This is a genomic window from Rhodococcus sp. WWJCD1 (assembly GCF_002258735.1).
Taxonomy (GTDB): domain Bacteria; phylum Actinomycetota; class Actinomycetes; order Mycobacteriales; family Mycobacteriaceae; genus Rhodococcoides.
In genome coordinates this window covers 64,215-89,585 of sequence record NZ_NOXY01000028.1, presented here as the reverse complement: position 1 = coordinate 89,585, position 25,371 = coordinate 64,215, and the positions used below count along the sequence as shown (strand labels likewise).

Annotated in this window: 22 protein-coding genes; 10 read left to right on the top strand and 12 right to left on the bottom strand. The window is 62.2% G+C overall.

What is annotated here, in order from left to right:
- The first annotated feature begins 1 nt into the window (after position 1).
- From CH286_RS21065 to CH286_RS21055, 3 genes are read left to right on the top strand one after another with little or no spacing between them, the layout of a single operon-like run.
- A complete protein-coding gene (locus tag CH286_RS21065) occupies positions 2-1,051 on the top strand; it encodes a 2,3-butanediol dehydrogenase (RefSeq protein ID WP_094610304.1) in 1,050 nt (349 codons plus the stop codon).
- A 45-nt stretch (positions 1,052-1,096) separates the two neighbouring features.
- Positions 1,097-1,870, top strand: a complete 774-nt coding sequence (locus tag CH286_RS21060; protein ID WP_037150305.1) for an SDR family oxidoreductase — start codon at positions 1,097-1,099, stop codon at positions 1,868-1,870.
- A gap of 25 nt (positions 1,871-1,895) precedes the next feature.
- Complete coding sequence (locus tag CH286_RS21055; protein ID WP_369597546.1) at positions 1,896-2,942, top strand: LLM class flavin-dependent oxidoreductase; 1,047 nt, start codon at positions 1,896-1,898, stop codon at positions 2,940-2,942.
- On the opposite strand, the gene CH286_RS21050 is transcribed toward CH286_RS21055, so the two are convergent.
- Positions 2,943-3,923, bottom strand: coding sequence for an NADPH:quinone reductase (locus CH286_RS21050; protein WP_094610303.1), 981 nt, complete (start codon positions 3,921-3,923; stop codon positions 2,943-2,945).
- Positions 3,920-4,531 carry an isochorismatase family cysteine hydrolase gene (locus CH286_RS21045; protein ID WP_094610302.1) on the bottom strand — a complete coding sequence of 204 codons (612 nt, stop codon included), beginning with the start codon at positions 4,529-4,531 and terminating at the stop codon, positions 3,920-3,922. Before CH286_RS21045 ends, CH286_RS21050 begins: the two co-directional genes overlap by 4 nt.
- Before the next feature lie 102 nt (positions 4,532-4,633).
- Here CH286_RS21045 and CH286_RS21040 point away from each other — a divergent pair, with 102 nt between their 5' ends.
- The gene (locus CH286_RS21040; RefSeq protein ID WP_094610301.1) at positions 4,634-5,161 is read left to right on the top strand and encodes a PadR family transcriptional regulator; all 528 of its coding nucleotides are present in this window, start codon (positions 4,634-4,636) and stop codon (positions 5,159-5,161) included.
- 9 nt (positions 5,162-5,170) lie between these two features.
- On the opposite strand, the gene CH286_RS21035 is transcribed toward CH286_RS21040, so the two are convergent.
- The 7 genes from CH286_RS21035 to CH286_RS21005 all read right to left on the bottom strand — a co-directional run bounded on the left by CH286_RS21035 (position 5,171) and on the right by CH286_RS21005 (position 14,214).
- Positions 5,171-5,887, bottom strand: coding sequence for a maleylpyruvate isomerase family mycothiol-dependent enzyme (locus CH286_RS21035; RefSeq protein WP_094610300.1), 717 nt, complete (start codon positions 5,885-5,887; stop codon positions 5,171-5,173).
- A gap of 12 nt (positions 5,888-5,899) precedes the next feature.
- On the bottom strand, positions 5,900-6,727 hold the full coding sequence (locus CH286_RS21030; RefSeq protein WP_094610299.1) for a fumarylacetoacetate hydrolase family protein: 828 nt from the start codon (positions 6,725-6,727) through the stop codon (positions 5,900-5,902).
- A 5-nt stretch (positions 6,728-6,732) separates the two neighbouring features.
- A complete protein-coding gene (locus CH286_RS21025) occupies positions 6,733-7,809 on the bottom strand; it encodes a cupin domain-containing protein (RefSeq protein ID WP_094610298.1) in 1,077 nt (358 codons plus the stop codon).
- Positions 7,806-9,491, bottom strand: a complete 1,686-nt coding sequence (locus CH286_RS21020; RefSeq protein ID WP_094610297.1) for a (2,3-dihydroxybenzoyl)adenylate synthase — start codon at positions 9,489-9,491, stop codon at positions 7,806-7,808. The genes CH286_RS21025 and CH286_RS21020 overlap by 4 nt, the downstream gene beginning before the upstream one ends.
- Positions 9,491-11,602: an acetate--CoA ligase family protein gene (locus CH286_RS21015; protein WP_094610296.1), complete on the bottom strand. Its 2,112-nt coding sequence runs from the start codon at positions 11,600-11,602 to the stop codon at positions 9,491-9,493. The genes CH286_RS21020 and CH286_RS21015 overlap by 1 nt, the downstream gene beginning before the upstream one ends.
- Positions 11,599-13,296 carry an FAD-dependent monooxygenase gene (locus tag CH286_RS21010; RefSeq protein WP_094610295.1) on the bottom strand — a complete coding sequence of 566 codons (1,698 nt, stop codon included), beginning with the start codon at positions 13,294-13,296 and terminating at the stop codon, positions 11,599-11,601. Before CH286_RS21010 ends, CH286_RS21015 begins: the two co-directional genes overlap by 4 nt.
- Before the next feature lie 105 nt (positions 13,297-13,401).
- Entirely contained in the window at positions 13,402-14,214 is an 813-nt protein-coding gene (locus tag CH286_RS21005) for a PaaX family transcriptional regulator (protein WP_037150285.1), read from the bottom strand.
- A 261-nt stretch (positions 14,215-14,475) separates the two neighbouring features.
- Between CH286_RS21005 and CH286_RS21000 the strand changes: the two genes are divergently transcribed.
- The 4 genes from CH286_RS21000 to CH286_RS20985 are packed head-to-tail and all read left to right on the top strand — an operon-like array spanning position 14,476 to position 19,231.
- The gene (locus CH286_RS21000; RefSeq protein ID WP_255182731.1) at positions 14,476-15,765 is read left to right on the top strand and encodes an MFS transporter; all 1,290 of its coding nucleotides are present in this window, start codon (positions 14,476-14,478) and stop codon (positions 15,763-15,765) included.
- Positions 15,762-16,868 carry an NAD(P)-dependent alcohol dehydrogenase gene (locus CH286_RS20995; RefSeq protein ID WP_037150283.1) on the top strand — a complete coding sequence of 369 codons (1,107 nt, stop codon included), beginning with the start codon at positions 15,762-15,764 and terminating at the stop codon, positions 16,866-16,868. The genes CH286_RS21000 and CH286_RS20995 overlap by 4 nt, the downstream gene beginning before the upstream one ends.
- A 43-nt stretch (positions 16,869-16,911) precedes the next feature.
- Positions 16,912-18,357, top strand: a complete 1,446-nt coding sequence (locus CH286_RS20990) for an aldehyde dehydrogenase family protein (RefSeq protein WP_094610294.1) — start codon at positions 16,912-16,914, stop codon at positions 18,355-18,357.
- 46 nt (positions 18,358-18,403) lie between these two features.
- On the top strand, positions 18,404-19,231 hold the full coding sequence (locus CH286_RS20985) for an alpha/beta fold hydrolase (RefSeq protein ID WP_052058398.1): 828 nt from the start codon (positions 18,404-18,406) through the stop codon (positions 19,229-19,231).
- An 815-nt stretch (positions 19,232-20,046) separates the two neighbouring features.
- Here the strand turns inward: CH286_RS20985 and CH286_RS20980 are convergent.
- From CH286_RS20980 to CH286_RS20965, 3 genes are all read right to left on the bottom strand, one after another.
- On the bottom strand, positions 20,047-21,519 hold the full coding sequence (locus CH286_RS20980) for an MFS transporter (RefSeq protein ID WP_094610399.1): 1,473 nt from the start codon (positions 21,517-21,519) through the stop codon (positions 20,047-20,049).
- 460 nt (positions 21,520-21,979) lie between these two features.
- Entirely contained in the window at positions 21,980-22,468 is a 489-nt protein-coding gene (locus CH286_RS20970; protein WP_094610398.1) for an FBP domain-containing protein, read from the bottom strand.
- Positions 22,469-22,470: 2 nt separating this feature from the next.
- The gene (locus CH286_RS20965) at positions 22,471-23,037 is read right to left on the bottom strand and encodes a TetR/AcrR family transcriptional regulator (protein ID WP_094610292.1); all 567 of its coding nucleotides are present in this window, start codon (positions 23,035-23,037) and stop codon (positions 22,471-22,473) included.
- A gap of 678 nt (positions 23,038-23,715) precedes the next feature.
- Between CH286_RS20965 and CH286_RS20960 the strand changes: the two genes are divergently transcribed.
- Both CH286_RS20960 and CH286_RS20955 read left to right on the top strand, forming a co-directional pair.
- Positions 23,716-24,921 carry an SGNH/GDSL hydrolase family protein gene (locus CH286_RS20960; RefSeq protein WP_369597545.1) on the top strand — a complete coding sequence of 402 codons (1,206 nt, stop codon included), beginning with the start codon at positions 23,716-23,718 and terminating at the stop codon, positions 24,919-24,921.
- Positions 24,922-24,967: 46 nt separating this feature from the next.
- Positions 24,968-25,297, top strand: coding sequence for a histone-like nucleoid-structuring protein Lsr2 (locus CH286_RS20955; protein WP_094610291.1), 330 nt, complete (start codon positions 24,968-24,970; stop codon positions 25,295-25,297).
- Positions 25,298-25,371: the final 74 nt, after the last annotated feature.

Genomic DNA, 25,371 nt, shown 5'->3' with positions numbered 1-25,371 from the left:
CATGCGCGCAGCTGTGTACTACGGCAATCACAAGGTAGAGATCGAAGACGTGCCCGAGCCCGAAGCCGGTCCGGGGCAGGTCAAGATCCGCGTGTCCCGTAACGGTATCTGCGGCACCGATCTTCACGAGTTCTACGACGGTCCTATCTTCATCCCGCCGTCCGACCCGCATCCATTGACTCACAAAGCCATGCCGGTGGTTCTCGGGCACGAGTTCTCGGGCATTGTGACCGCTGTCGGAGCGGGCGTCGACGACGTCGCCGAGGGTGACGCGGTCACTATCGAACCCATCTACCGCTGCGGCGAATGCCGCCCCTGTCGCAACGGCCAGTACAACCTGTGCAAGTCGATCGGCTTCCACGGATTGATGGCCGACGGCGGGATGGCCGAGTACACGGTGGTTCCCCGCAACCAGGTTCACAAGCTTCCGGATTCGATTCCGGTCGAGATGGGCGCGCTGGTCGAACCCATGTCGGTGGCCTATCACGCAGCCGTACTGGGTGAGGTCGGCGACCAGAGCCGCGCGCTGGTCTACGGTGCCGGCCCCATCGGCATCGGCATCTGGTTTGCGTTGCGCGGCATGGGATTGACCGAGATCGACGTCGTCGAACCGTCGGAGACTCGACGCAAGTCCATCGAAGCACTCGGGGCTCGCACCCTCGATCCGATGTCGGTCGACGTTCCCGCCCTCATCGCCGATCGAACCGACGGAGACGGCGTCGACGCCGCGTTCGACGCAGCCGGCGTAGCTCCCGCAGTCGAGTCGGCACTGGATTGTGTCGGCGAGCGACGCCCCTTGATCAGTGTGGCGATCTACGACAAGCCTCTCTCGACACCCCTGATCAACCTCGTTCTTCGGGAGCGGCGCATTCAGGGCACCATCTGCTACACCGGTGATGATTACCGCTCGGTGATCGACCTGATGGCCAAGGGCCACTACGACACCACCGGTTGGGTCGACACGATCGCTCTCGGAGACGTCGTCGACGGCGGGTTCGAGGAATTGCGGGCCGGACGCAAGATGAAGCTCCTCGTCGATCCGACAGCCTGACATCCACCACTTCACAGCTCACACAACATGACTCAGGAGACGACCATGACCGTCGCACACATCACCGGCTCGGCACGCGGAATTGGCAAAGCCATCGCGCTGCGCCTCGCACAGGACGGACACGACATCGCACTGTCCGACCTGCCCTCGATGTCGGAAGAGCTGGAGAAAACTCGGACCGAGGTTGCCGCACACGGAGTGAAGACCGCCGCGTTGACCGGCGACGTCAGCGATCCAGATTCGGTGCGGGCGCTCATGACCGACACCGCCGAACAGCTGGGATCGCTCGACATCCTGGTCGCCAACGCCGGGATCGCCCAGACGAAGGCACTTCTCGACGTGACACCGGAGGACTACGACCGCCTCCACGCTGTCAACGGCCGCGGAATCTTCCTCTGCTACACCGAAGCAGCGCGTCAGATGATCAAGCAGGGGCATGGCGGAAAGATCATCGGAGCCTCGTCCATCGCGGGCCACAAGGGATTCGCGTTGCTCGGCATCTACAGCTCGACCAAGTTCGGAGTCCGCGCCCTGACCCAGGCAGCTGCGCAGGAGTGGGCGGAACACGGCATCACCGTCAACGCCTACTGCCCCGGCATCGTCGATACCAACATGTGGGTCGAGGTGGACCGCGACCTCGGTGCCATCAACGGCGTCGGAAAGGGCGAGTCGATGAAGGCAATGGCTGCCGGCATCACCCTCGGACGCGTCTCGACCGGCGACGACGTTGCGGCGTACGTCTCGTACTTGGCCGGACCCGACTCGAATTACATGACAGGACAGTCCGCCCTCATCGACGGCGGCATGCTGTTCGTTTGATGTTCGCCTTACTCAACGTGGAGGAATGATGAACTCGCTCAACCCAACTGCTTCGCACTACCAGGTTCCGACCTTCGGTCTGTGGTACGACTTCCGCAATCCGGCTCAATGGCGGAAACCATTGGGTTCTCTCTATCGTGAATCGGTGGACCAGGTCGTCTGGGCCGAATCACTCGGTTTCGGGTCAGCTTGGTTGAGCGAGCATCATTTCGCCGAGGACGATTACGCGTCGTCTCCTCTGGTCGTTGCCGCGGCAATCGGTGCTCGCACGAAGACCATGCGCATCGGTACCAACATCATCGTGGCGGGACTACACGAACCGATGCGTCTGGCCGAGGATGCGGCAGCGCTGTCGTTCCTCACCGACAACCGTTTCGAGCTGGGACTCGGCCTCGGCTACCACGAGAAGGAATTCGCCGCGTTCGGGCGAAAGGTCAAGCAGCGCCCCAGTCTTCTCGAGGACGCCATTGCCGTGATTCGGCACGCCTGGGCCGGCACCGGTGAAGCCTACGAAGGCAAGCGGTTCTCGGTACCTGCGTTGCCGGTGACGCCGCTACCCGAGACGCCCCCGAGGATTCTGATCGGAGCACAGTCTCCGGTGGGAATCGATCGCGCCGCTCGACTGGCAGACGGTGTCATCACTCTGCAGAACGCCCACTTCACGGACTACCAGCAGTCGATCGAGCGGCACGGGAAGAACGTGGACGATGCCCGCATCTACGCCAGCCAATGGACGCTGGTGGCCGACGATCCGGAACGCACGTGGGCCGAGGTCGGCGAACACGCGCTCTACCAGATGAACAAGTACATCGAATGGGGCTCATTCGAGGGCCCCGATCAGCCGTCGTCGTTCGACAGCCCTCAGCACCTACTCGATGCCGGTGCCTACAAACTCATGGACGCCTCGATGGCGATCGACGAACTGGTGACCATGGCCACCGAGTTCCCCCAGATCCGCGACTTCCACTACTGGGCTCAACTCCCGGGCGAGTCCGTCGAATCCGGTTCCGCTCGAATCCAATACATTGCCGACAATGTCATTCCCGAGGTCACCCGCAAGCTCGGTGGTTGATCACTCCGGAATCTGCAGGACGACTCTCGACCGAGTGCCCGCGTCGACTCGGTCGTGAGCGTCGGCGATTCGGTCGAGAGGCAGCGGGTCGTCGACGGAGATGGACAGTGCTCCCACGGAAGCGGCGTCGGTGAGGTCGCGGGCGGCCGTCATCTTCACTTCCTGCGAGAAGTCGTCGCTGCCCAGCAGCCGAATGGTGATGTTGTCGAACAACATCGGCCAGAACGGCAGGCTCGGGCGCGCGTCCCGTGTGCCGTATGCGGCAATAATGGTGTCGTTCTTTGCCACTATCGCATCGAAGTCGATGTTGTCCGAGAACGACACTTCGACGATGCGGTCGACACCGCCTCCGGCGAATTCGCGTACCTGGGTTTTTGCGTCGGGATCGTCCAGCGCGACTGCGAATTTCGTTCCTGACGCCCGGGCCTGTTCGAGGTCCGCAGCGGTACGCACCGTTCCGATCACGGTCGCGCCTTTCCACCGCGCGAGCTGAGCAGCCAATGAACCCACACCGCCCAGTACTCCGTGGACCAGAACAGTTTTTCCCTCGACACTGCCGTCGCCGAACACGGCGCGGTGGGCGGTGATACCCGGAATCCCCAGGCAAGCGCCCACTTCGGGCGCTACGGAAGCCGGCAGCGCAACCGCTTGCCACTCGGGCACGACGGTGAATTGCGCAGCTGTTCCGAATGCGCGATACGACTGGGCACCGAACACCCAGACGCGCTCCCCCACCCGCGATTGTTCGACACCCGACCCGACAGCGTCGACGAACCCTGCACCGTCGCTGTGTGGCACGACTCGCGGATAGGACATCGATGACCCGAGCCATCCGCGTCGCTTCTTGGTGTCACCGGGATTCACCGAAGTAAGCTGCACCCGTACCCGGACCTCTCCGGGCCCTGGCTCGGGCGTCGGCAGCGTTCCGACCTCGAGAACCTCGTGCGCCGATCCCTGCGAGTCGTACCACGCGGCGATCATGCTGTTGCGGTCTGCGCGAGAACGTCTGCGGTGGTCGCGAACTCGGAAATATTGGTCAGTGCGAAGCTTTCGGCGGCATGCTGCCATTCCTGACTGAGGCTCGAGGTCGCATCGGTGACGAGGATCGGACGGTAGCCGTGGTCGGCCGCATCGCGAACGGTGTGCTCGACGGCCATGTTGGTCCAGACGCCCGCGACCAGAACATCCTTGATTCCGAGGTTACGAAGAAGTGTGTCGAGCATGGTGCCGTTGAAGGCGCTCATGCGGTTACGAATCAGGACCGGCTCGTCTTCACGCGCTTCGAGACCGTCGAGTGCTCGAGCTCCCCACGAACCCAATTTGAGCGAGTCCGGTCCGATCAGCTTGAAGATCGGAGCGTTGCTTCCGCCGAACGGTCGGCCGGGTAGAGACACGATGTGATTGTGGATCACCGGGATGGACTTCTCGCGAGCGAAGGCCAGCAGCTCGCGCACGTGCTCTTCGAGGTTCTGGTGTTGTGCGTGGTCGGCCGCTCCGAACGAGGCATACGCGCCGTCCGCGTGGACGTTGTCGTTCTGCAGATCCACAAGAACCAGCGCGGTGCGTTCGAGATCGAAACTGGTAGTCATCGAAACCCTTACAGAGGAGGAGAGGAAATTCGCCGGTACCCGACCACAGTACCTCGGTTCGATGTACGCATCGAACCGAGGTAGTTCTGACACAATGGCCACATGTTGGAACTCACCATCCTCGGGTTTCTGTCCGAAGGCTCCCTGCACGGATACGAACTCAAGCGCCGGGTCGCGCAGCTGACGGGATATGCCAGGCCGGTGAGCGACGGCACCCTGTATCCGGCGATCAAACGCCTGCATCGGGATGGATTGCTGGAACGACGTGCCGAACCCGGCGCGGGCCCGGCACGGTACGTGCTGACCATCACCGACGACGGGCGAGATGCGTTGGTGGCACGGCTGCGAGATCCACAGGCCAACGAAGTCTCGGATTTCTCGCGGTTCATCGTGGTGTTGACCTTCTTGTCCCTCGTACCGTCGGTCGAGGAACAGCACGCAGTGCTGCGCCGACGACTGGACTTCCTGGAGCAGCCGGCCAGTTTCTTCTACGACGAGGATCGAACCGTTCGAGCCGAAGAGATTTCGGACGTCTACCGGCGTGGCCTGTTGCTCGTCGCGCGCGAAACGAGCCGCGCAGAACGAGCCTGGCTCACATCGATACTCGAGGGCTCTGCTGCGCGTCGCTGATCCGTTGCCTCACAGCCACCGAGGCGGTTCGTCGATCGCGCCGTCGACCGTCGAACCGATCGATCCACGCCCTGCCGCCCACCTGGTCACTGCCTCGAGTCCACCGCTGACGGTCGTGGTCGTCGCCTCGTCGGTCACTGCGATGGGCTCACGCCCGTCCACTGCCAGGACCAACCCACTTCCTTCACCCTTCTTGCGCCACATCCCGACGATGTCGGTGAGCAAGCCCTCGTTCACCACCTCGGGAAAGTCCGCGAACCGCCCACCGTTGCCGAGATCCACCGCGTGGATCCACACTTCGCGAGTCCGCATCCAGATCGTTTCCGACGCTGGGACCGTGCGGCCCTGAGCCGTCCTGACCTCGGCCGCCCACGCTGACTCGGACGCAGTTCGCCACTTCTCGTCGAGCCGCGCGACCGTGTGGTCGAACAGGTTTCGAATGGCTGCGGCCGACAGCGTGGAACCCTCGTCGATCTCACGGCCGCGCTGCTGCGGTGACTCGTACATCGGCGTCTCCTCACCCGACGACGCCCAGTCCATCAACCTGCACAAAGCCGCAGCGTTGTAGCCGACGTGCGCAACCAGGTGGCGCCCGGTCCATCCCGCCAGCAGAGTCGCGCCGTCGAGTTCGGAATCGGTGACCTCGGAGAGCCGCTGCGCGAAATACGAAGTACCGCGCCGGGCGATCAGAAGCCGCTCGACGAGCGACATGTCGTGAAAGGTCACCTCGAACGCGCCTTACTTGACAATGGTCTTGTTGCGGACCGAGCCGAGACCGTCGATGGTCACCTCGACGGTCTGCCCGTCCTGGATGTAGACGCCAGGCTTGCGGGCATGTCCGACGCCTCCCGGGGTACCGGTGATCACGACGTCTCCCGGCTGCAAAGTCACGATGTGCGAGATGTACTCGACCAGCTTTGCAGGCGTGAACACGAGGTCGTCGGTGGTGGTCGTCTGCATGACTTTCCCCTCCAACGACGTCTCGAGCGTGCCGCCGAAGGTGTACGAATCCGTCGTGGTGAGGAAGGGGCCGAAGCCGCTGGTCCTCTCGAACGTCTTGCCCTGGTCCCACTGCAACGTGCGGTACTGGTAGTCGCGCATCGTGTAGTCGTTCATGATCGAGTAGCCGGCAATGTATCTCTCGGCCTCGGCCTCGGCCACCTGGTAGGCCTGCTTGCCGACGACGAAGGCCAACTCGCCCTCCCAATCCAGCTGTGCTGCTGCGTAACTCGGGACCACGACGTCGTCGTACGGGCCCGTCAGCGCTTCACGGAACTTGGCGAACAGCGTCGGGTACTCGGGAAGATCACGGCCCATTTCTTTGATGTGGTTCGCGTAGTTCAGCCCGACACAGATGATCTTGCCCGGTCGCGGAACCACGGGAGCGTAATCCGCATCGGCCAATCGGAGCTGTTCTCCGTCCGCGTTCTCGGCCAGTTCACGCCAGTTCCCTTCGTCCAGGAGGGCGGACAAATCGACGTAGCCGTCGATGACGGTGGCAGAATCGTCGCTGTCGACGCGCACTGCGGTAGTGGTGCCGTTTCGGCGCAGAGTAGCGAGTTTCATTGAGGTCAAGCTCCTTCGGAAAATACGGTGCGGGCAAAGTGCAGCTTCTCGACGATCGGTGCATCCGAGAACGCGAAGAGATCGAAGTGTGTGTCGGCTTCGATGGACCATTCCGTCCATGACGGGACGACGATCATGTCGCCCTTCGACACCGAACGCTGTTCGCCGGCGAGAACGAACCGACCACTCCCCTCGAACACCTGATACACCGTCGAGCCGACATCACGTCGGGGTCGGGTGTGCGCACCCTGACGAAGTCGGTGGAACTCGGCTCGGATCGTCGGCATGACGTCACCGCCATTGGTGGGATTGGTGTATCGAACCGCGGCATGCCCCGGTTCGGTGGTCGCCGCGAACCCCTCGTCCTCGAGGTCCAACTGTGCCTTCAACGCCGCGTCGGTGTGCTCCCACCGATACGCGGCGATCGGCGAACTGGATTTGCTGTCGAGCCCGACGAGCGGGCGCAGGCCCGGATGAGCCCACAGACGCTCGGACCGAGAGATGTCCGGTGTCGAATCGTCGGTGACGTTCTCGGACCCGAACTCGAAGAAGCCGGTGTCGGTGTAATGAACGAACGGAATGTCGAGTCCGTCGATCCAGGCCATGGGCTGATCGGTCTCGTTGTGGTGCCCATGGAAGTTCCAACCCGGAGTGAGCAGGAAGTCGCCGCGCCGCATGGCGACGGGGTCGCCGTTGACTACCGTCCACACCCCTTCACCCTCGACGACGAAGCGGAACGCGTTCTGCGCGTGGCGATGTTCCGGTGCGACCTCTTTGGGGCCGAGATACTGGATCGCTGCCCACAGCGTGGGAGTGATGTACGGGACCCCCGCCAGGCCGGGGTTGGCGAGCGCGATGGCACGGCGCTCGCCACCTCGACCGACGGCAACGAGATCGCCTGCGCGCTGCGCCAGCGGGTACAGCGTCGACCACTTCCACACGAAGGGAACAGCTTTGGATTTCGGTGACATCGGCATCAGGTCGCCGAGCTGGGTCCACAGCGGCATGAGATTCTCGGACTCGAAGTCGCGGTAGAGCTGCTCGAGTGCTGGGTCCTCGGGGTGCACTTCGGTGTCGGTCATCGGTTGCCTTCCTGATCTGCGTCGAGTCGTGTGCGGATGTCCTCACGCATGGCCTTTTTGTCCAACTTGCCTACTTTCGTGGTGGGTATCGCATCCACGACCACCAACCGCTCGGGGAGTTTGAACCGAGCGACACCGGCGGAATTCATCACCGCGAGAACGTCGTCCAGAGTCACGTGGGCACCCGCGGCAACGGAGACGTACAAGCACAGGAGCTCGCCCAGGACTGGATCCGGCATTGCCACGGCCGCAGCCATCTCGATGCCGTCGACCTGGTAGGCGAAGTTCTCCACTTCCTCGGCCGAGATCTTTTCGCCACCCCGATTGATCATGTCCTTGTCGCGACCTGCCACGACGAGGTTCCCGTCGGGTCGGCGGATCACGATGTCGCCACTGGCGTACCACCCGTCCGCAGTGAAAGCGCGAGAGTTGTGGTCGGGCGCGCGGAAATAGCCGCGTGGGGTGTACGGACCGCGGGTCAGTAGCGCTCCGGGAGTTCCGTCGTCGACCGGCTCTCCGAGCTCGTCGACAACGGCGATCTCGTCGGCCTCGCTGACCGGCCGCCCCTGGGTATTGGTGATGACCTCGAGGTCGTCGTTCAATCGGGTCATGTTGATCAGGCCCTCGGCCATCCCGAAGACCTGCTGAAGACGTGCGCCCAGGACCGGTTCCACTCGCGCCGCCAATTCGTCGGGCATCCGGGAACCACCGACCTGGAGAACCTTCAGGCTGGATCCGGTCAACGTGCCATGCTCACGTTGGTACTCGATCCAGGACTGAGCCACCGCGGGTACCACCGTTGCCACGGTCACCGACTCGCTGTCGATCGCGAGCAATACCCTGTCCGGTCTCGCCGACGGAAGCATCACCGTGCGTCCACCCGCGAACAGGGTGCCCAGAATTCCTGGACAGGCCAACGGGAAATTGTGACTGCTCGGCAGCGCACCGAGGTACACGGTGTCCGAGGTGATTTCGGAGATCGCGTTACAGCGAATGATGTTGTAGGCGTAGTCGTCGTGTGTACGAACGATCAGCTTGGGAAGCCCGGTCGTCCCACCGGACAGCAGGAAGCACGCAACATCCTCGCCCGCGGGGTCGTAGTCGGCATCGGAAAACGAGGGAATCGTCGTCGAGGCGTCCGCCAGGCTGAACTCGGGAGTCGACGTATTTTCCCCGGAGCTCAGGTCACCGTGGACCAACACCGCCCGCACGGACACAACCTCGGCCGCAACCTCTTGCGCGGTGGACCTCAGGTCGGTGTCCTTGTCGGTGTCTGCGACCACGATGGCCACGGCGTCCGACAAAGCCGCCAGGTGCGTCAGCTCGTGTCGTCGGTGAGCAGGCAGCGCCATCACCGGTACGGCACCGATGCGGAAGCACCCCAGGGTGAGAGCAACAAATTCCCACGAATTGGGAAGCTGCAGAACAATTCTGTCGCCAGGTTCGACATCGAGATTCAGAAGCGCTTGCCCCATCGACGCCGACCGGTCCCACAGTTGGCGGTACGTCAACCTGATCGAGCCGTCGACCAGCGCCTCGGCGTCTGGATGCAGTTCGACCTGCTCCACGATGTGCGAGCCCAACGATCGACCGCTCCAATACCCGGCTTCGCGATAACGGCGAGCATCGTCGGCAGGCCACGGCACGACACCGTCGATCGAGACGGGGGTCCGAGTACTCATCACCGATCTCCTTCTGTAGCAGTGTGTCCGGCCCCGACGACGACGGCGTCGAGCGCGATCAGACCGTCCGAGGTCAGTCGCAACGGATTGATTTCGAGATCGCCGATCTCGTCGTGATTCGAGACGTAGGCCGCCAACGCGACAGCTGCGCGGCCGAACTCGTTTCGGTCCAGCCTCGGTCCGCCGCGCCATCCATGCAGGACAGCGGCCGTGTGGAGATCGTCGAGCATCGTCGTCGCAGCGGACAGCGTGAGCTCACCACTGCGGATGGCCACGTCGCCGATCGCCTCTGCTGCGGTTCCACCCAAACCTGCCACGACGATCGGTCCGAACACTGAGTCTCTCCGCACACCGAGGAAGAGATCGACGCCGGAACCGGCCATGGTCTCGAGCAGGTACGCCGGTGCCCCGATCGAATCGAGGGCGTCCAACGCGGTGTCCAGTTCCTCTGTCGTGCGAACGAACAGGTGGACTCCGCCGATTTCGGTCTTGTGCAGAACCGACGCGTCGAGAATCTTGACTGCGACGGGATGCTCGAGTTCCGCGAGCGCTCGGTGCGCATCCTCTCGGGCGTGGGCCACACGCCGATCGGGCGTACGAATACCCAACGCGTCGAGCAAGTCCTTGCCTCTTGCCTCGTCGACAGGAAGCTTGATGGAAGGTCCGGCGGGAGGAACGAACGCCTCGGTATGCACCCGACCGTAACGGAGCTTTGCATCTTCGACGAGGGCGCGCACGCCGTTGGCCAACGACGTAGGGCTCGAGAGGACCGGCAGATCGAGGAGCGCGGCAGAGACGGTTGCTGCGGACACCGCCTCTCGTGGTCCACCGATACCGAGCACGACGGGCAGCCGCTCGTGCACCGAGGACGTCCCGACGGCGTCGGCGAGGTCGATCGCGTCGGGTTCGGCAAGGGCATACACGGCAAGCGCGTCGACTTCCGGGTCGTCCGCCGTCGCCCGGAGGACGTCCGCGAAGGTGGCCGCGGGCCTGCCGGTGTCGACGGGATTTGCCTGATAGGTCAACGGTGGCAACAGATCGGACAATCGACTCAGCGTGGCGTCGGACAGCGTCGGAACACGTACCCCACCGGCCAGCAGTGCATCGAGAACCATCAATCCGGGACCGGCCTGTGCGGTGACTAGGCCTATTCCCGGAGATGCGGACGCGGGTAGTCGCGTACGGCAGAGTACGGCGAGCGCATCCACGAGGTGGTGTTCGTCGTCGACGACCACGGCACCCGCTTCGGTGAGCAGTGCGCGCGTAGTCCGCCACGACGTGGCGAGCGCACCTGTGTGGGACTCCGAGAACGCGGAGACATCACTTCGACCCACCACGATGGCCACCACTGGCTTCACTGCAGTCACGTCTACGACCGCCGACAACAGCGCGCGGCCTTCTTCGACGGACTCGACGTGCAATGCGACTGCTGTGATCGCATCGTCATGCTGGAGGTAGCGCAGCACGTCGACATTCGTGACGTCCACGCTGTTACCGAGACCGACACCGAGGCCCACACCGACGCCGTTCTCGGACAAAAGGAACGACAGCGCATGGTTCATGCCCCCGCTCGCTGCGACGACGGCGACCGTACCCGCGGCGATGTGCTCGACAGTCGGGACGAAGCTGACCGTGGAGTGACCGGGACGGAAGAACCCGGATGTATTGGGACCGAGCAATCGGATGCCGGTTTCGGACGTGATGTCCCTCAGCCGCCGTTGCAGCTCGATGCCGTCGTCGCCGGCCTCGGCAAAGCCACCGGAACAGATCAACGCTGCCCGCACTCCGGCGTCGGCCGCTTCCTGCAGCGCTGCGGGGGTCGCGGCGGCTGGAATGCACAGAACCGCCAGATCTATTGCTGTGCCGTGGGATCGAACTGCGTCCGCGATCGACGTGCTGAATCCCTCGGCGGTACCGCGTGGATTGATTCCGTACGTAGTGACAGCGCCGCGGCTTCCTCTGTCGATGGCGGCGAGCATCACCGAGCCGAGCTTTTCAGGTGCACTCGAGGCACCGAACACCGCAATGGACGTCGGACTGAACAGCGCGGAGAGGGAATCTGCAGCATCTTCCGCGCCCGGGACAGCCAGCGGAACGTGAGTCGTTGTCATAGTTCCGACCTCGACGGTGCCGCGGCGCTCTCGGATTCGTCCAGCTTGTCGAAAGCGACCGCATCAGCGCGGCCGGACAGGACCAGTGTTGCTGCACAATCTCTTCGGTCGACAGCGCGGCGGGAACGAACAGACGATTCCTGCTCGATCACAATCGCTGCGACGTGGTGTCGCAGGCGTACGTACTCCGAGGCCAGTACCCGCGACAGCTCGGTCCCCCCTTTGATGATCACGGCCCCCGGTCCGCCAGCACACAGCTCGTCGAGGCGTGAGAGAGAGTCTTCGTCCAGAGCGGTGCGGTCGGAGTCGGGTGCCGAGAACAGTGGCTCGGCTTCGTGCGCAGCCTGGTTCGCAACGAGAATCGACGTGCCGTCGGTGAGTGTCACGGAGTTTGCCGTGCCAGCGGTGACAGAGAGAAGCCGCGAGTCGAGCGCGACCGCCCCTGCTTTCAGAGGAGTCTCGAGCGGTGCGGCACCATGCTGTTCGTGCCAGGCGAGTTCGGCAACCTCGACGAACTGCGGGTCTCGAACTCGTATCTTCTCGGCGGAGATGGACCGCGTGAAGAAATGGAACCCGAACTGCCACGGTTCCAGTTCGCGGTAGTACTCCCCGAAGTGGTCCCACCACGCAAGGCTGGGAACCGACGAATTCTGGACCTTGGCCACCTGGGGACGCCGGATCTGCTCGAACTCCGACAGAGCCGCATCGAGATCGGGCGCGTGTTCGGCGACGGTCTGCGCAAGAACGGCTGCATCCTCCATGGCCATCTTCGTTCCCGATCCGACCGAGAAGTGGGCCGTGTGCATGGCGTCGCCGAGGAACACCACAGGTGTGCCGCGGTCGGTCCGGCTGTGCCAACGCGCGGTGCGGCGAGTTTTGAAATTGGCCCAACGCGAATTGTTCGCTACCAGCCTCGCACCGTCGATAAGGTCGGCGAACAATTCTTCGAGGTAGCGCTGCGAGACGGTATCCGACTCGCCGGGAGGGGACGACATGTCGAACCCGTCCAGACCGGCTTTGCGCCAGGTGTCTTCGTCCGTCTCGACGATGAAGGTACTCAGATCGGATCCGATCGGGTAAGCGTGTACGGCGAAGTTTCCATGCTCGGACTGCTTGTGCAGGAAGGTGAGTCCGTCGAATTGGAATGTCGTGCCGAACCAGATGAATTTCACGGTCGCTTCCTCGACCGAATGGTCCAGATCCGCCGCGAACGAGTCTCGGGAAGCGGAGTTGGTGCCGTCGGCTGCGACGATCAGGTCGTACCCGCCGTCCTCGTCGAGTGACTGCACGGATGCAGTGGTCGAGTAGTGCAGTTTCGCGCCCAATTCGAGAGCACGGTGCCGAAGTGCCCCGAGCAACACCCGACGATGCACGGCGGACATGCCGTTGCCACCGGCCGCAGTGACCTCGCCTTTGGCGTGGACTTCGATGCTGTCCCAATGGCGGCCGTGATCGGCAAGAGTGTCACGCAGAACGGGGTCGACTCGGTCGATGTTGTCGAGCGTGGCATCGGAGAACACGACACCGAAGCCGAATACGTCGCTCTCGTGGTTTCGCTCGAAAACCTCGACCGTTGCGTCGGGTGCACTGTGCGCCAACGCGATTGCGGTGAAGAGACCGCCTGGGCCGCCTCCGATGCACGCAATTCGTAGCGGCGTCGAAGTGGCTGTTCGGTGTTGTTCTGGGATGGACATCGATGTCGGCCCCTAGCGTGGAATGAGGGCCCGGATCTCGGGCGACCAATTTATTGTGTGTCATAAATCTATTCAAAGTCAATCTTTTTGTTACATATAAGCCGTCTAGGGCTTCGCCGTCGGCGCATCTCCCGAGGCCTCGAGCACGAACGCCTCGGCACTCGTACGCAGTTCGTCGTGACACTCGGTGAACACCTCGTGCGCAGCACGGCCACGCCAACCCGGAGGCAACAGAGTGTCCGGCAGGTCGGGATCGCGGAACGGGTAACGACGGTAGTTCTGAATCAGTTTCATTCGTTCGACCAGCGCCTGCCGGCCGCCGAGCCCACGACGGAAGCCCGCCAATCGCGGCTGGAACTCCTCGATGAAGGCCTGGTACTCGCCCCCCAGTTCGGCGAGGTCCCAGCAACGATCGGCTATGGAGCGATCGTTCGTCAGCCCGGATGTCTGACTCCGCAGGAATTGGATCCGTAGCTCGTCTTCCCCGCTGAGCATTTCGCGTAGCTGCTTCTCCCTGTCATGCGGCGAGAACCATGTCGCAGAACCGTATTCGCCGAACCCGTACCAGTTCAGGGCCGTCTCGATGCGCTTGCGCTGCTCTCGCCCCAGCCCTTCCTCATCGACCAAGGCCTGCGTCCACGTGCGGTCCCAGTCGTCGAAGTGCCGCTCGAAGATGCGAGCCCGGCCGTCGTCGAGCAGCCGCCAACTCTTTTCGTTGAGCAGGTAGGACACCTCTCGACCACTCTTGGTCGAGTCGAACCACCCCTCTTTGCGCAGCCGCGCCATCACGACGCGCACCGTCGCCGATTCGATACCGAAGACCTCCATCAACTCCGTCAGAGTGCCCAACTTGGCCGCTCCGCCGGTGTAACGGAAGTACTCCCCGTACAGGTCGAACACCAGAGCACGTGGTCGCATCGACCCCTCCTCTCACCTGTGTCGATCACCGATCGACTTACATGTGTCATTCCTCTTGACTTTAACGACCATTCTGTCACATAGTGACTGTACTCACATAGCCGACTCGCACATTTGGGGTCATCCGAATCTGCGCGAGATCGCATCGGCCGGTGTTCGAACACCTATCATCGGAGGAATCAGGTGAATCCCCTGGCCACGAATAGGCCAAGCCCGTCGGGCGCCCGCCGTTCCAGCTCGACCGTCGTAGCTCTCTGCTTCGTGATCATCGTCTTCGACGGCTACGACCTGGTCGTCTACGGAACCACTGTCCCGTCTCTTCTCGCGTATCAGCAATGGGAACTGACACCGGGCCAGGTCGGCACCATCGGTAGCTATGCGCTGATGGGAATGCTCCTCGGCGCCCTGCTGTCCGGCTGGCTGGCACCCCGAGTCGGAGCCCGCGCGATCATTCTGACCTCGTTGATCTCGTTCTCCGTTCTCATGGGTCTGACCGCGCTGGCCCCCAACCCGGAGATCTTCGGTCTTCTCCGCTTCCTCGGCGGGCTGGGACTAGGCGGTGTCGTTCCGACTGTCATCGCGCTGACAATCGAGTACTCGCCCCCTGCTCGTCGCCAGTTCAACAACGCTCTGATGTACAGCGGTTACTCGGTGGGCGGCGTGCTCGCCGCGCTGTCGGCCCTGGCATTGCTTCCCGAAAACAGTTTCCGCGTCATGTACGCGCTCGGTTTGCTTCCGCTCGTCACGATCGTTCCGCTGACGTGGCGCTACCTTCCCGAATCGGCCGCATTCCTTGTAGGCAAGGGCAGGATCGACGAAGCCCATGCTCTCGCCGAGAAATTCGGCATCACTGCCGCCCCGGCCACTACATCCGAGAGCCGCGGCACCATGGCATCGTTGTTCACCGGGGCACGCAGAGTTCCGCTGGCGTTGCTCGTCGTGGCATCTTTCTGCGGTTTATTGCTCGTCTACGGCGTCAATACCTGGCTACCGAATATCATGCGCCAAGCCGGTTACTCGCTCGGCAGTTCACTGACATTTCTTCTCGTACTCAATCTCGGTGCGATAGCCGGCGCTCTGATCGCCTCCCGAATCGCAGACCGATTCGGAAGCAAGCCGGTGACCGTGACCTCCTTCCTGCTCGCCGTCCTCGCCGTACTCTCCCTGAGCCTCGGATTGCCGCTCTACGCCGCCATGATCGTGGTCGCCATCGCAGGACTCGGCACTGTAGGGACACAGATACTCGTCAACGGTTACGTTGCAACGTATTTCGGTGACAGAGATCGAACGTCGGCTCTCGGATTGTCCCTGGGCCTCGGACGCGTGGGCGCGATATTCGGGCCGATTCTCGGAGGATGGATCGCATCCTCGGCATTGGGCGTCGACTGGAACTTCTACTCGTTCGCAGCATTCGCCGGAATCGGTTGCCTCGCTGTCCTACTCGTCAGTAATCGTCACTCCGCTACCCGGCAGCCCGCCGACCATTCCACCGCAACCACTGTGTCGCCCGCTGTGCGGGTGGACACCGAATCGAAAGAAGCACACTCGTGAGCACCACCGTTACTGCCGCTGTAGCACGCGCCACCGGCGATCCTCTCACCATCGAGAAGCTCGAGCTCGACGACCTCCGAGCCAACGAGGTACGGGTCCGCATCGTCGCGTCCGGCGTGTGCCACACGGACGCCATCGTCAGGGACGGCATCTACCCGACGCCCCTGCCCGCCGTCCTCGGGCACGAGGGTGCGGGCGTCGTCGAAGCCATCGGCTCCGATATCACCACCGTCGAGATCGGCGATCACGTCGTCCTCTCCGCCGCCTACTGCGGCAAGTGTGTGCAGTGCCGATCGGGACGAGTTGCCTACTGCGAGAACTTGTTCGCCGAAGATTTCGGAGGTGCGCGCCGCGACGGCTCGACCTCACTGTCCGCTGGAGAGGAGGCCATTTCCTCGCACTTCTTCGGGCAGTCCGCATTTTCCACCTACGCCAACGTGGTGGAGACCAGCGTGATCAAGGTGGACAAGAAGGCCCCGCTCGAGATCATCGCGCCGCTCGGCTGCGGCTTGCAGACCGGCGCAGGCGCGATACTCAACGACTTGCGGCCGGCACCCGGCACTTCGATCGCAGTATTCGGCACCGGTGCCGTCGGATCTGCCGCCATCATGGCCGCCCAGATCGCAGGATGCACCACGGTGGTGGCGATCGATCTGCACGACTCGCGACTCGAACTGGCCAAGACCATCGGAGCCACTCACACCATCAACGGCAAGAGCGAGGATGTGCTCGCCGAACTGGACAAGATCACCGGAGGCAAGGGGCTCGACTACGCGTTGGACACCACAGCGGTTCCCTCGGTGCTGCAGCAGGCGGCGGCGTCCCTGGGGATCGGAGGAACTGTGGCGCTGGTCGGTGCTGCAGCACCGGGTACGGACGTCACGTTCGAGATCGGCGCGTCACTGGTCAAGGGATGGACGTTCAAGACCATCATCCAGGGGAGTTCGGTTCCCCAGCAGTTCATTCCGCGGCTGGTTCTTCTCTGGGAGCAGGGACGTTTCCCCTTCGACAAGCTCATCAAGAACTACACGCTCGACGACATCAACACCGCGTTCGCAGATTCCGAGAACGGATCGACCGTCAAACCCGTTGTCGTCTTCTGATTTTCGTCACCCTCACGTCGCACAACAACCAGGAGAAACGCACATGACCACCATGAACGACCTGCTCACTGTCGGCCATCTCATCGACAACGAATTGACCGATTCCGATCGGTACGACGACGTCGTGGATCCGGGCAGGTTGAGTGACGTGGCCGCCCGCGTCGCCGTCGGCACGCCCGACGATGTCGATCGCGCAGTGAAGGCCGCGCACCGCGCGTATCTGTCCTGGCGCAACGTCGACCCGGCGGAACGCGCACGCCTGATGCTCGCTGCTGCAGATGCGTTGGCGGGCAGCGGTTCCGATCTCGCAGCGCAGCTCGTGCGCGAGCACGGAGGAATGCTGTGGGAAGCCCAGACCGACTTCGGCCTCGGCACCGGCGTCATGCAACATACTGCCAGCCTCGTCGACGGATTCTTCGATCCCGTCCAGTTCGACGACGACGAAAGCTTCATCAGTGTCGAGCGGGTGCCCCGCGGCGTCGTCGGTGCCGTCGTTCCGTGGAACATGCCCGTGGTGCTGACCATGATGAAGCTGGCTCCCGCGCTGGCCACAGGGAACACGATCGTCATCAAGCCGTCGCCTTTCGCGCCGGCCGCACTGACCGTGGCATTGTATCGCATGGCCCAGACCCTCCCCGCCGGCGTCATCAACGTCGTTCACGGCAATGCCGATGTGGGACAGGCTCTCACCTCCCATCCACTCGTTCGCAAGATCGGCTTCACCGGGGGTACGGCTACTGCAGGCCGGGTGATGGCGGCAGCTGCGGGGACCATCAAGAACCTGACCCTCGAACTCGGCGGCAACGACCCGGCCATCGTGCTCGACGATGTCGACATCGACGCCGCCCTGGACCGGATGCTCAAGGGTGTGTTCACTCGATCAGGCCAGATCTGCTTCGCCGTCAAGCGAATCTACATTCCACGCGCCTTGTACGGCACATTTGCCGACGCCTTCTGCGAGCGTGTGAACCAGTACTCCGTCGGCCACGGCCTCGACGAAAGTGCCAGCTTCGGGCCGATGAACAACAAGACTCAGTACGACTCGGTGAACGCACTCATCGAAGAGACGAAGAATTCCTCCGCGAAGATCGTGCAGCTCGGACGTAAGCTCGATTCTGCATCCGACGGTTACTACATTCTTCCTCACGTGGTCCGCGACGTGGAACACTCCGCTCCGGTCAGCAGCTGCGAGCAGTTCGGACCGGTCATTCCGTTGATCGCGTACGACGACGAGAACCAGGTCGTCGAGTGGGCAAACGATTCCGAGTACGGGCTCGGCTCCTCGGTATGGACCACCGATCCCGATCGTGGTCTGGCCATTGCGCGTCGAATCGAAGCGGGCAGCACGTTCATCAATACTCACGCCTTCGAGTCACTCGATCTGCGGATGCCGTTCGGCGGAGTGAAGCAAAGCGGAATCGGCCGTGAATTCGGTGAAGCCGGAATGCGCGAGTACGTCGACGAGCACTCGATTCGGCTGCTCAAGTGACCGCCCCCCCGTATCCAGTTTCGACCTCGATGATGGGAGTGTGTTCATGGCGCAGCCTGATTCACCCGTAGACGACATCACCACCGAGATGGTCACGTCGGCCGATGGAACCTCGCTGGGGGTACATTGCCTCGGATCCGGTTCGCCTGTCGTGATTGTGCACGGCAGTATCTCGACAGCGGAGTCGTGGCTGCAGGTAGCCTCACATCTCGCTGTCGACCACCGGGTCTTCGTTCTCGATCGCCGAGGACGAGGTCTGAGCGGGGACGCACCGGAGTACACGCTCGAGACCGAGGCCGCCGACATCGCAGCTGTCCTCGCCCTGGCGGCCGAGTCGACCGGAGGAGTACCGACCCTGGTCGGTCACTCTTACGGTGCGATCTGCACCCTCGAAGCCGTTCGACGAGGTTCGCAGGTGGCGTCCCTGGTGTTGTACGAGCCGCCACTACCGGTGGACGGGCCGGTCGCGGGGCAGCATCTCGCCCCGTATGCGGCAGCGATCGCAGCGTCCGACAACGACGCGGCGATGCGAATCGCCATGGAGCATTTCATTCGAGCACCTGCAGCCGAGACGGAAGCCATTTCGGCGACACCGTTGTGGGGATTGTTTCTCTCGCTCGCACCCACCTGGACTCGAGAGTTGGCCGAGATCGACGCGTGTGTCTCAGTGATGTCGGAATATGGCGAATCGACAACCAGGACTTTGCTTCTCGTGGGCGAACATAGTCCGAAGCATCTCGTCGGTGCCTCTGCCTACTTGGCCTCCAAGCTCCCGGACGTCACGAAACAGGTACTGGCGAGTCAGAGCCACTTCGCCAACCTGGTGGACCCTGGTTCGGTGGCGGCGGCGATCGACGCCTTCTCGGATCGCTAGCAACACGCAAGTCCGTCACATCGTAATTCCCCAGGACTCGGCGAAATCCGGTGCTGGGGAATTCATGTGTGACTGTCGACTCGGGGGTATCCGGAGAGCCACTGTTCGGCGTCCCGGAATCATGCATGCTCGTCGAAGACTGTCCGGGAAAAGCGCCCTGGACGCGGGCCTGCGAGGCGAACGCCCATGGACGTCGAAAAATCTCCGAGGAAGTAGCAGTGGCGAGGCACCATGTTTTCGGCAAAAAAGGCGGTTCCAGATTTCTCCGGAACCGCCTCAGAACTGCAATCTGTCGGGCTGACAGGAATTGAACCTGCGACCCCTTGACCCCCAGCTAGATTCGGGATGCTTCGATGGTCCCACCCGGACCCACCGCATAGCCCCTGAGCAGGCCTTTTCATCCATATCGGTTCACGCGAATCCACCCCCAGTTACACCGAATAGTGGCACGCTCGAATACCAATCGATCCGTGCAGAGTCACCTCGATTCGGAGAGGATCATGTGGGTCCACGAGCCTGCTAAGCGACAGATCTGTCTACTTGCAGAGCAACCCAACCGCAACACGTGAGCACACGTATCTCGTACCGAACCTACGCCGCCGATCGACGGAGAATCACTCAGAACTTTTCTGCAAACAACTCGAACGCCTTCTGCCGTCGTGCGAGGAGCTTCGCAAGCGTTGCGCCAGCCCATTTCTGCGTGCCCCCCCCCGCACATGCCAGCCACACCGTTGCTCAGGAGTCTGCTTGCAGGTACGGCATCGAGTTTCATGTCGCAGAAACTTGGACCGCGACATCGCGCCGTGCTTCCGGAATCAACCATGCTGCGGTGCCGGATCGTTCTTCCTTGCCCCCTGCCCAGTGGCGACAGTCGATCCGGTAGCCACAAAAGGCGGAAGGAACGCCGCGAGTGCCAGTGCAATGATCGCGGCAAGTGCGGCCAGAGCCATGGTGACCCGGAACCCGTCCTGTGCAGGCAGTTCGGTCGATCCGAGTGTGATGGTAATCTGCGCCAGGATGACGCCTGCGACGGCGCTGGCCATGGAGGTGCCGAGCGAGCGCATCAAAGCATTGAGGCCGTTCGCGGCAGCGGACTCCGACGGCGGTACGGCTCCCATGATGAGAGCGGGCATAGCGCCGTACGCCATTCCTATTCCAGCGCCGATGATGCACGAGATCGCGACGAGATGCCAGACTGCGCTCATCGTGACAACGCCGAAGATGTACCCGGCCGCGACGATAACCGCAGCGATCATCAGCGTCGTCTTGGGACCGCGGGTGGTCGTAATTCGCGACGACAGCGGTGCGATCAACATCATGACGATTCCCGACGGTGCCATCACCAGCCCGGTGACCAGCATCGACCGGCCGAGACCGAACCCTGTCTCGGTCGGCATCTGAAGGACCTGCGGGAACACCAAAGTCATTGCGAACATAGAGAATCCGAACACGACCGAAGCGAGGTTGGTCAACAAGACCTGACGACGGGAGGACACACGCAGGTCGACGAGTGGCTGTCTGGTGCGCAGTTCCCACCAACCCCAGAAGAAAAGCGACACCACTGCCAGCGCTATCAATCCCAGCGTTATCGAACTGCTCCAGCCCCACACAGATCCCTTGGAGATGGGCAAGAGCAACGCGACGAGCGCTACAGCAAGGCCGACAGCTCCGACTGCATCGAACGCTCCCCCTGTTCGCACCTCGGATTCTGGAACCGTGAATACGACCAGTCCGGCCACTACGAGGCCGAGCACTGCCGAGATCCAGAAAAGGATGTGCCAGTCGGCGTATTGGGCGATCAGAGCGGCAGCGGGCAAACCGAGTGCGCCACCTACCCCGAGTGATGCACCCATGGTGGCGGTTGCACCCGCAACTTTCTCGCGCGGGAGAGCATCGCGAATGATGCTGAGCCCCATGGGAATGACACCTGCTGCTAGCCCTTGTAGGGCGCGGCCGATGATCAGAGGGATCAGTGAATCGCTGAGAGCACCGGTAATCGAACCGGCAATCAGTAGGCCGAGGCTGATGAGAAGCATCAGACGTTTGCCGAACATATCGCCGAGTCGGCCGACGACGGGCACCGCGACGGCACCGGCGAGGAGGGTAGCGGTGACGGCCCAGGCGGTGTCAGCAGCTGACGCGTCGAGAAGGGCAGGAAGTTGCGGAATCAGCGGAATGATCAAAGTTTGCATCAACGAGACAACGATTCCGGTGAGGGCAAGCACGGCCACCACCACGCTGGTATCGACTGTCCGTGTATGGCTGGTCTCGGATGTTGGCGTAAACATGCTGTGGTCCTCCATTGGGCTTGTTCCGGAAATGGGTGAAGCGGGCGCGCCGTGTCCTTGCAGGCAAGAGACCATCCAGCGCTCGACGTCATTGAGCGGGTTCGAGCCGCTATCGCTTCGCAGTTGATGTTGGGCGTCCGCTGGACGTCGACCAGAGAGATGGTCTGTGACCTCACTGATTCAGGTATCGAGAACCTGAATTGGTTTCACACCGAGGTGTTCAGGAAAGTAATCGAAGTGGACCGGCGGCGGACCCACCTCGACCAGCGAATCTGTTAGTCGGTGAGTTGCCGTGCCGCCAACTCCGCACAACCCTCGCCGTGTGTACCAACCGAGAGGAGAAAGCCAAGTGCATCGAGTATCGACCTTGTGGCGGCAAGGACCATGGATCGAAACCTACTGGCGGACCGATGGACTCTGCGAGTGCGGCGAGGGCCGTTCGTGGTGACGGCACGTGCCATCAGCTCAGAACGCGGCCTACGAATGCGTCGATGTTGTCTCTGAGCGTCGCGGTGCGGCTCTCGACGTCGAAGTCTTCCTTGAATTGTCGCCCCAGTGCGGGGGTCTTCTTTTTACGTGCATAGAGCGAGCAGGCGAGATCCGAGCAGATGTAGGTCCCGACGGTGTTGCCGCGCCGCCCTGATTCCCCGGCTTTCGCTGCGGCCATCAGAGATACACCGCCGTTGGCGTGTGTAGTGAGGCAGATGCTGCACATCTGCGCTTTACGTGGACCACCGGCCTTGAAGCGCATCGCTATTCCGAGCAGCCGGACTTGTTGCCGTACAACAAGATAAGATCTCCCCAATAGCTTGGGGTCGATCCAACCCAGGAAATCGATATCGCCCCACGAAACTGAGTCGAGTGCGGCAGGGAGGGTGAGCCGGGTGGCGTCGCCCTTGGTCGAGTTGATGAACGACGATCTGATGTTGGGTCCGGACAAGGGTTCCACTGTCATCGCCTCCATTGCTGTAGAAGAGTATCGATTCCATCGAGAATGCGTGTCCATGACTGCTGTGAGTCCGGACTACTGTGGCTGAATGCGCCGGATGCATCGAGAGTGGCGTATCCATGAAAGATACTGCCCAACAATCTGATCGCGTGGACCTGGTCGGTTTCGTCGAGGTCGTATCCCCGCAGAATTGCCGTCATCATCGCCGAATGGCGTACGCCGGCACTGTTGATCGCAGTCTCGTGATCGAGTGGGAATTGGGTTGCCGCGTACCGGCCGGGATGCTCACGCGAGTAGTCGAGGTACACATTCGCTACAGCGACCAACGCATCTTTGCCGGCCCGGCCCGCCAACGCTTCCGAAACCCGGTCGGCGAGTTCTTCCAGCGCCAACAATGCGATGCCGACGTTCAACTCGTGCGCGCTTGTCAGATGCGAATACAAACTGGCGACCTTGACGTCGAAGCGCCGGGCCACCTCGCTCGCAGTCACCCGATCGAAGCCGACTTCGTCGGCCAGATCCGCTGCAACGCGAACTATGCGATCCACTTTCAATCCAGCGCGAGCCATGTCGGCCTCCTTGTCGATTGAGGAGAACCGTACAGTTACCTAATACCTTTAGGCAAATACCTACATCAATTCGATGAGGGGCGGCAGGCTCACAGGAGACTTCACCGCCGCTGCTCGTTTCGCACGACAACCATGTTGGGCGCTGGGCACCCTTGTCCGCACAACGTTCTGTACGCACGCCAGCCGGACCTTTTCTGCGAAACCAGTTCGGTGAATCTCGACGCGAATCACGGCAATCTCGAGCCACGACACGCCGCAGCTACCAGATCGGCCGCTTCGCCGCCCTGACCTGGCGTTCGCTTACATCTGCGCCTTCGTACGAAGACGAAACACACTCGAAGGTGAACCCAAACCGCATCGGGGTCCTCACGCCCAAAAGAATTGCCCCTGCCTCAAAATTACGATGTCGAAGCGGATGGGCTGTCAGGGTCTGCTCGACCGAAGAATTCGAGGTCAACCGGTCGCAGGCTCGGTGAGTTGCGTTCCTGCTGCGGCTCGTTTGCGCAGTGCGGTGACGTACAGGAACAGGACGAGGACACTCGTTGCACACTCCGAACAATCATCCAGCTCGCATGTGTTGCCAAAGCAGCCGCCGAGTCACCTTCCAGCCATTCTCACCATGACCGACGTCATTTTCACTGTGTCACTGCAAAATTGGGGAAGGCGTAGGGTGCGCCCATGAGCATGACAGCAACACCCATCACCCCCGATTTGCTGCGCGGCGCTCTCGACCATGAACACACCTCCAAGGGGTTGGTGCCGCATCGACTCCCGGAATGGGCACGTGAGCGCCTTCCCGACGTGCAATTCGCGGTGGCACAGGGACATCCGTCCGGTGTTCGTCTGATGTTTCGTACGGCCGCCGCTCACATCGAACTCACCGTACTCCCCACCAAGCGGGCGTATCTCGGACTACCCGCACGGCCCGGCGGCGCATACGACATGGTGGTGAACGGGGAATTCCGCGAAAGGGCCGTCGCGATCGGGGGCGACACGATCGCGATCGATCTGAGCACAGGAGCCGAAGAGTTTCGGCCCGGAAGCCCCAGCACTTTGACGTTCGAACCCGGCGATATGGGCGTCGAGAAGAGCATCCAGATCTGGTTGCCGCACAACGAGAGAGTCACCCTGATCGGAATGTCCACCGACGCTCCGGTCGAACCGGACCCTGCACCCCCGAAAACGTGGCTGCACTACGGAAGCTCGATCAGCCAAGGTTCCAACGCATCAGGCCCGAGCGCAACGTTCCCAGCTCTCGCGGCCTCGACCCTCGGTCTCGATCTGGTAAACCTGGGATTCGCGGGCAGCGCCCTCCTGGATCCGTTCGTCGCACGCGTCATACGCGACACAGCGGCCGATCTCATCAGCCTCGAAATCGGCATCAACCTAGTCAACACCGATGCCATGAGCCTCCGCGCCTTCGTCCCTGCGGTAGAGGGTTTCCTGGACACGATCCGTGAGGGACATCCGACTACCCCAGTTATCGTCGTATCGCCGCTCTACTGTGCAATCCACGAGAACACTCCCGGCCCGGGTGCCTTCGATCCAGCAGCGCTCACGGTCGGTGAAGTCCGTTTCATAGCGACCGGAAAGCCTGCCGCAGGGAAGCTGACACTGACCGTTGTCCGGAGCACGCTGACAGAAGTCGTCCGACGACGTTCGACAACGGACCCCAACTTGTACTACCTCGACGGACTCGACCTGTACGGCGAGGACGACTTTGCCGATCTGCCTCTGCCCGACGGATTGCATCCCGACGCCGAATCTCACCTCAGGATCGGAACACGTTTCGGCGCAGCCATATCCGCGATCTTTCCGTCAGAGTTTGGAAAGGAAATTTGTAGCAGTTCTACTGGCGCACAACAATTTCCGACTCCGAGGTGACGCGACATCATGGGGCAAAGAGGTGTCTACCGAGTTTGTCGATGATATGGACGGGTCGCGCATCGCCGACGGATCAGGGGAGACAGTTGAATTCTCAGTCTCCGGGGTCGATTACGTCATCGATCTCAAGAGCTCGAACGCGACCGAGTTCCACCGAAAACTCGATCGCTACATCAAATACGCCACCCGAGTGGGCGGTCGCAGGCGCAAAACGCTCACGGCCGGCGCACGGACACCCATCCCAACGATCGTGGTGGAAGTCGAACCGGGTAGAGGCAAGGCGGTTCGGCAATGGGCCGCTGCTGGCGGGTATGACATCAGCCGTCGCGGCCGAATCTCCTCGGAAATCAAAGAGGCATACAACGCAGCCCATTGATGTCTCGCTCGGGGATCCCGTAGCTGCGCTACGGACTCGGCGAAGTCGTGGCTCTAGCACTGAACGACGGAACC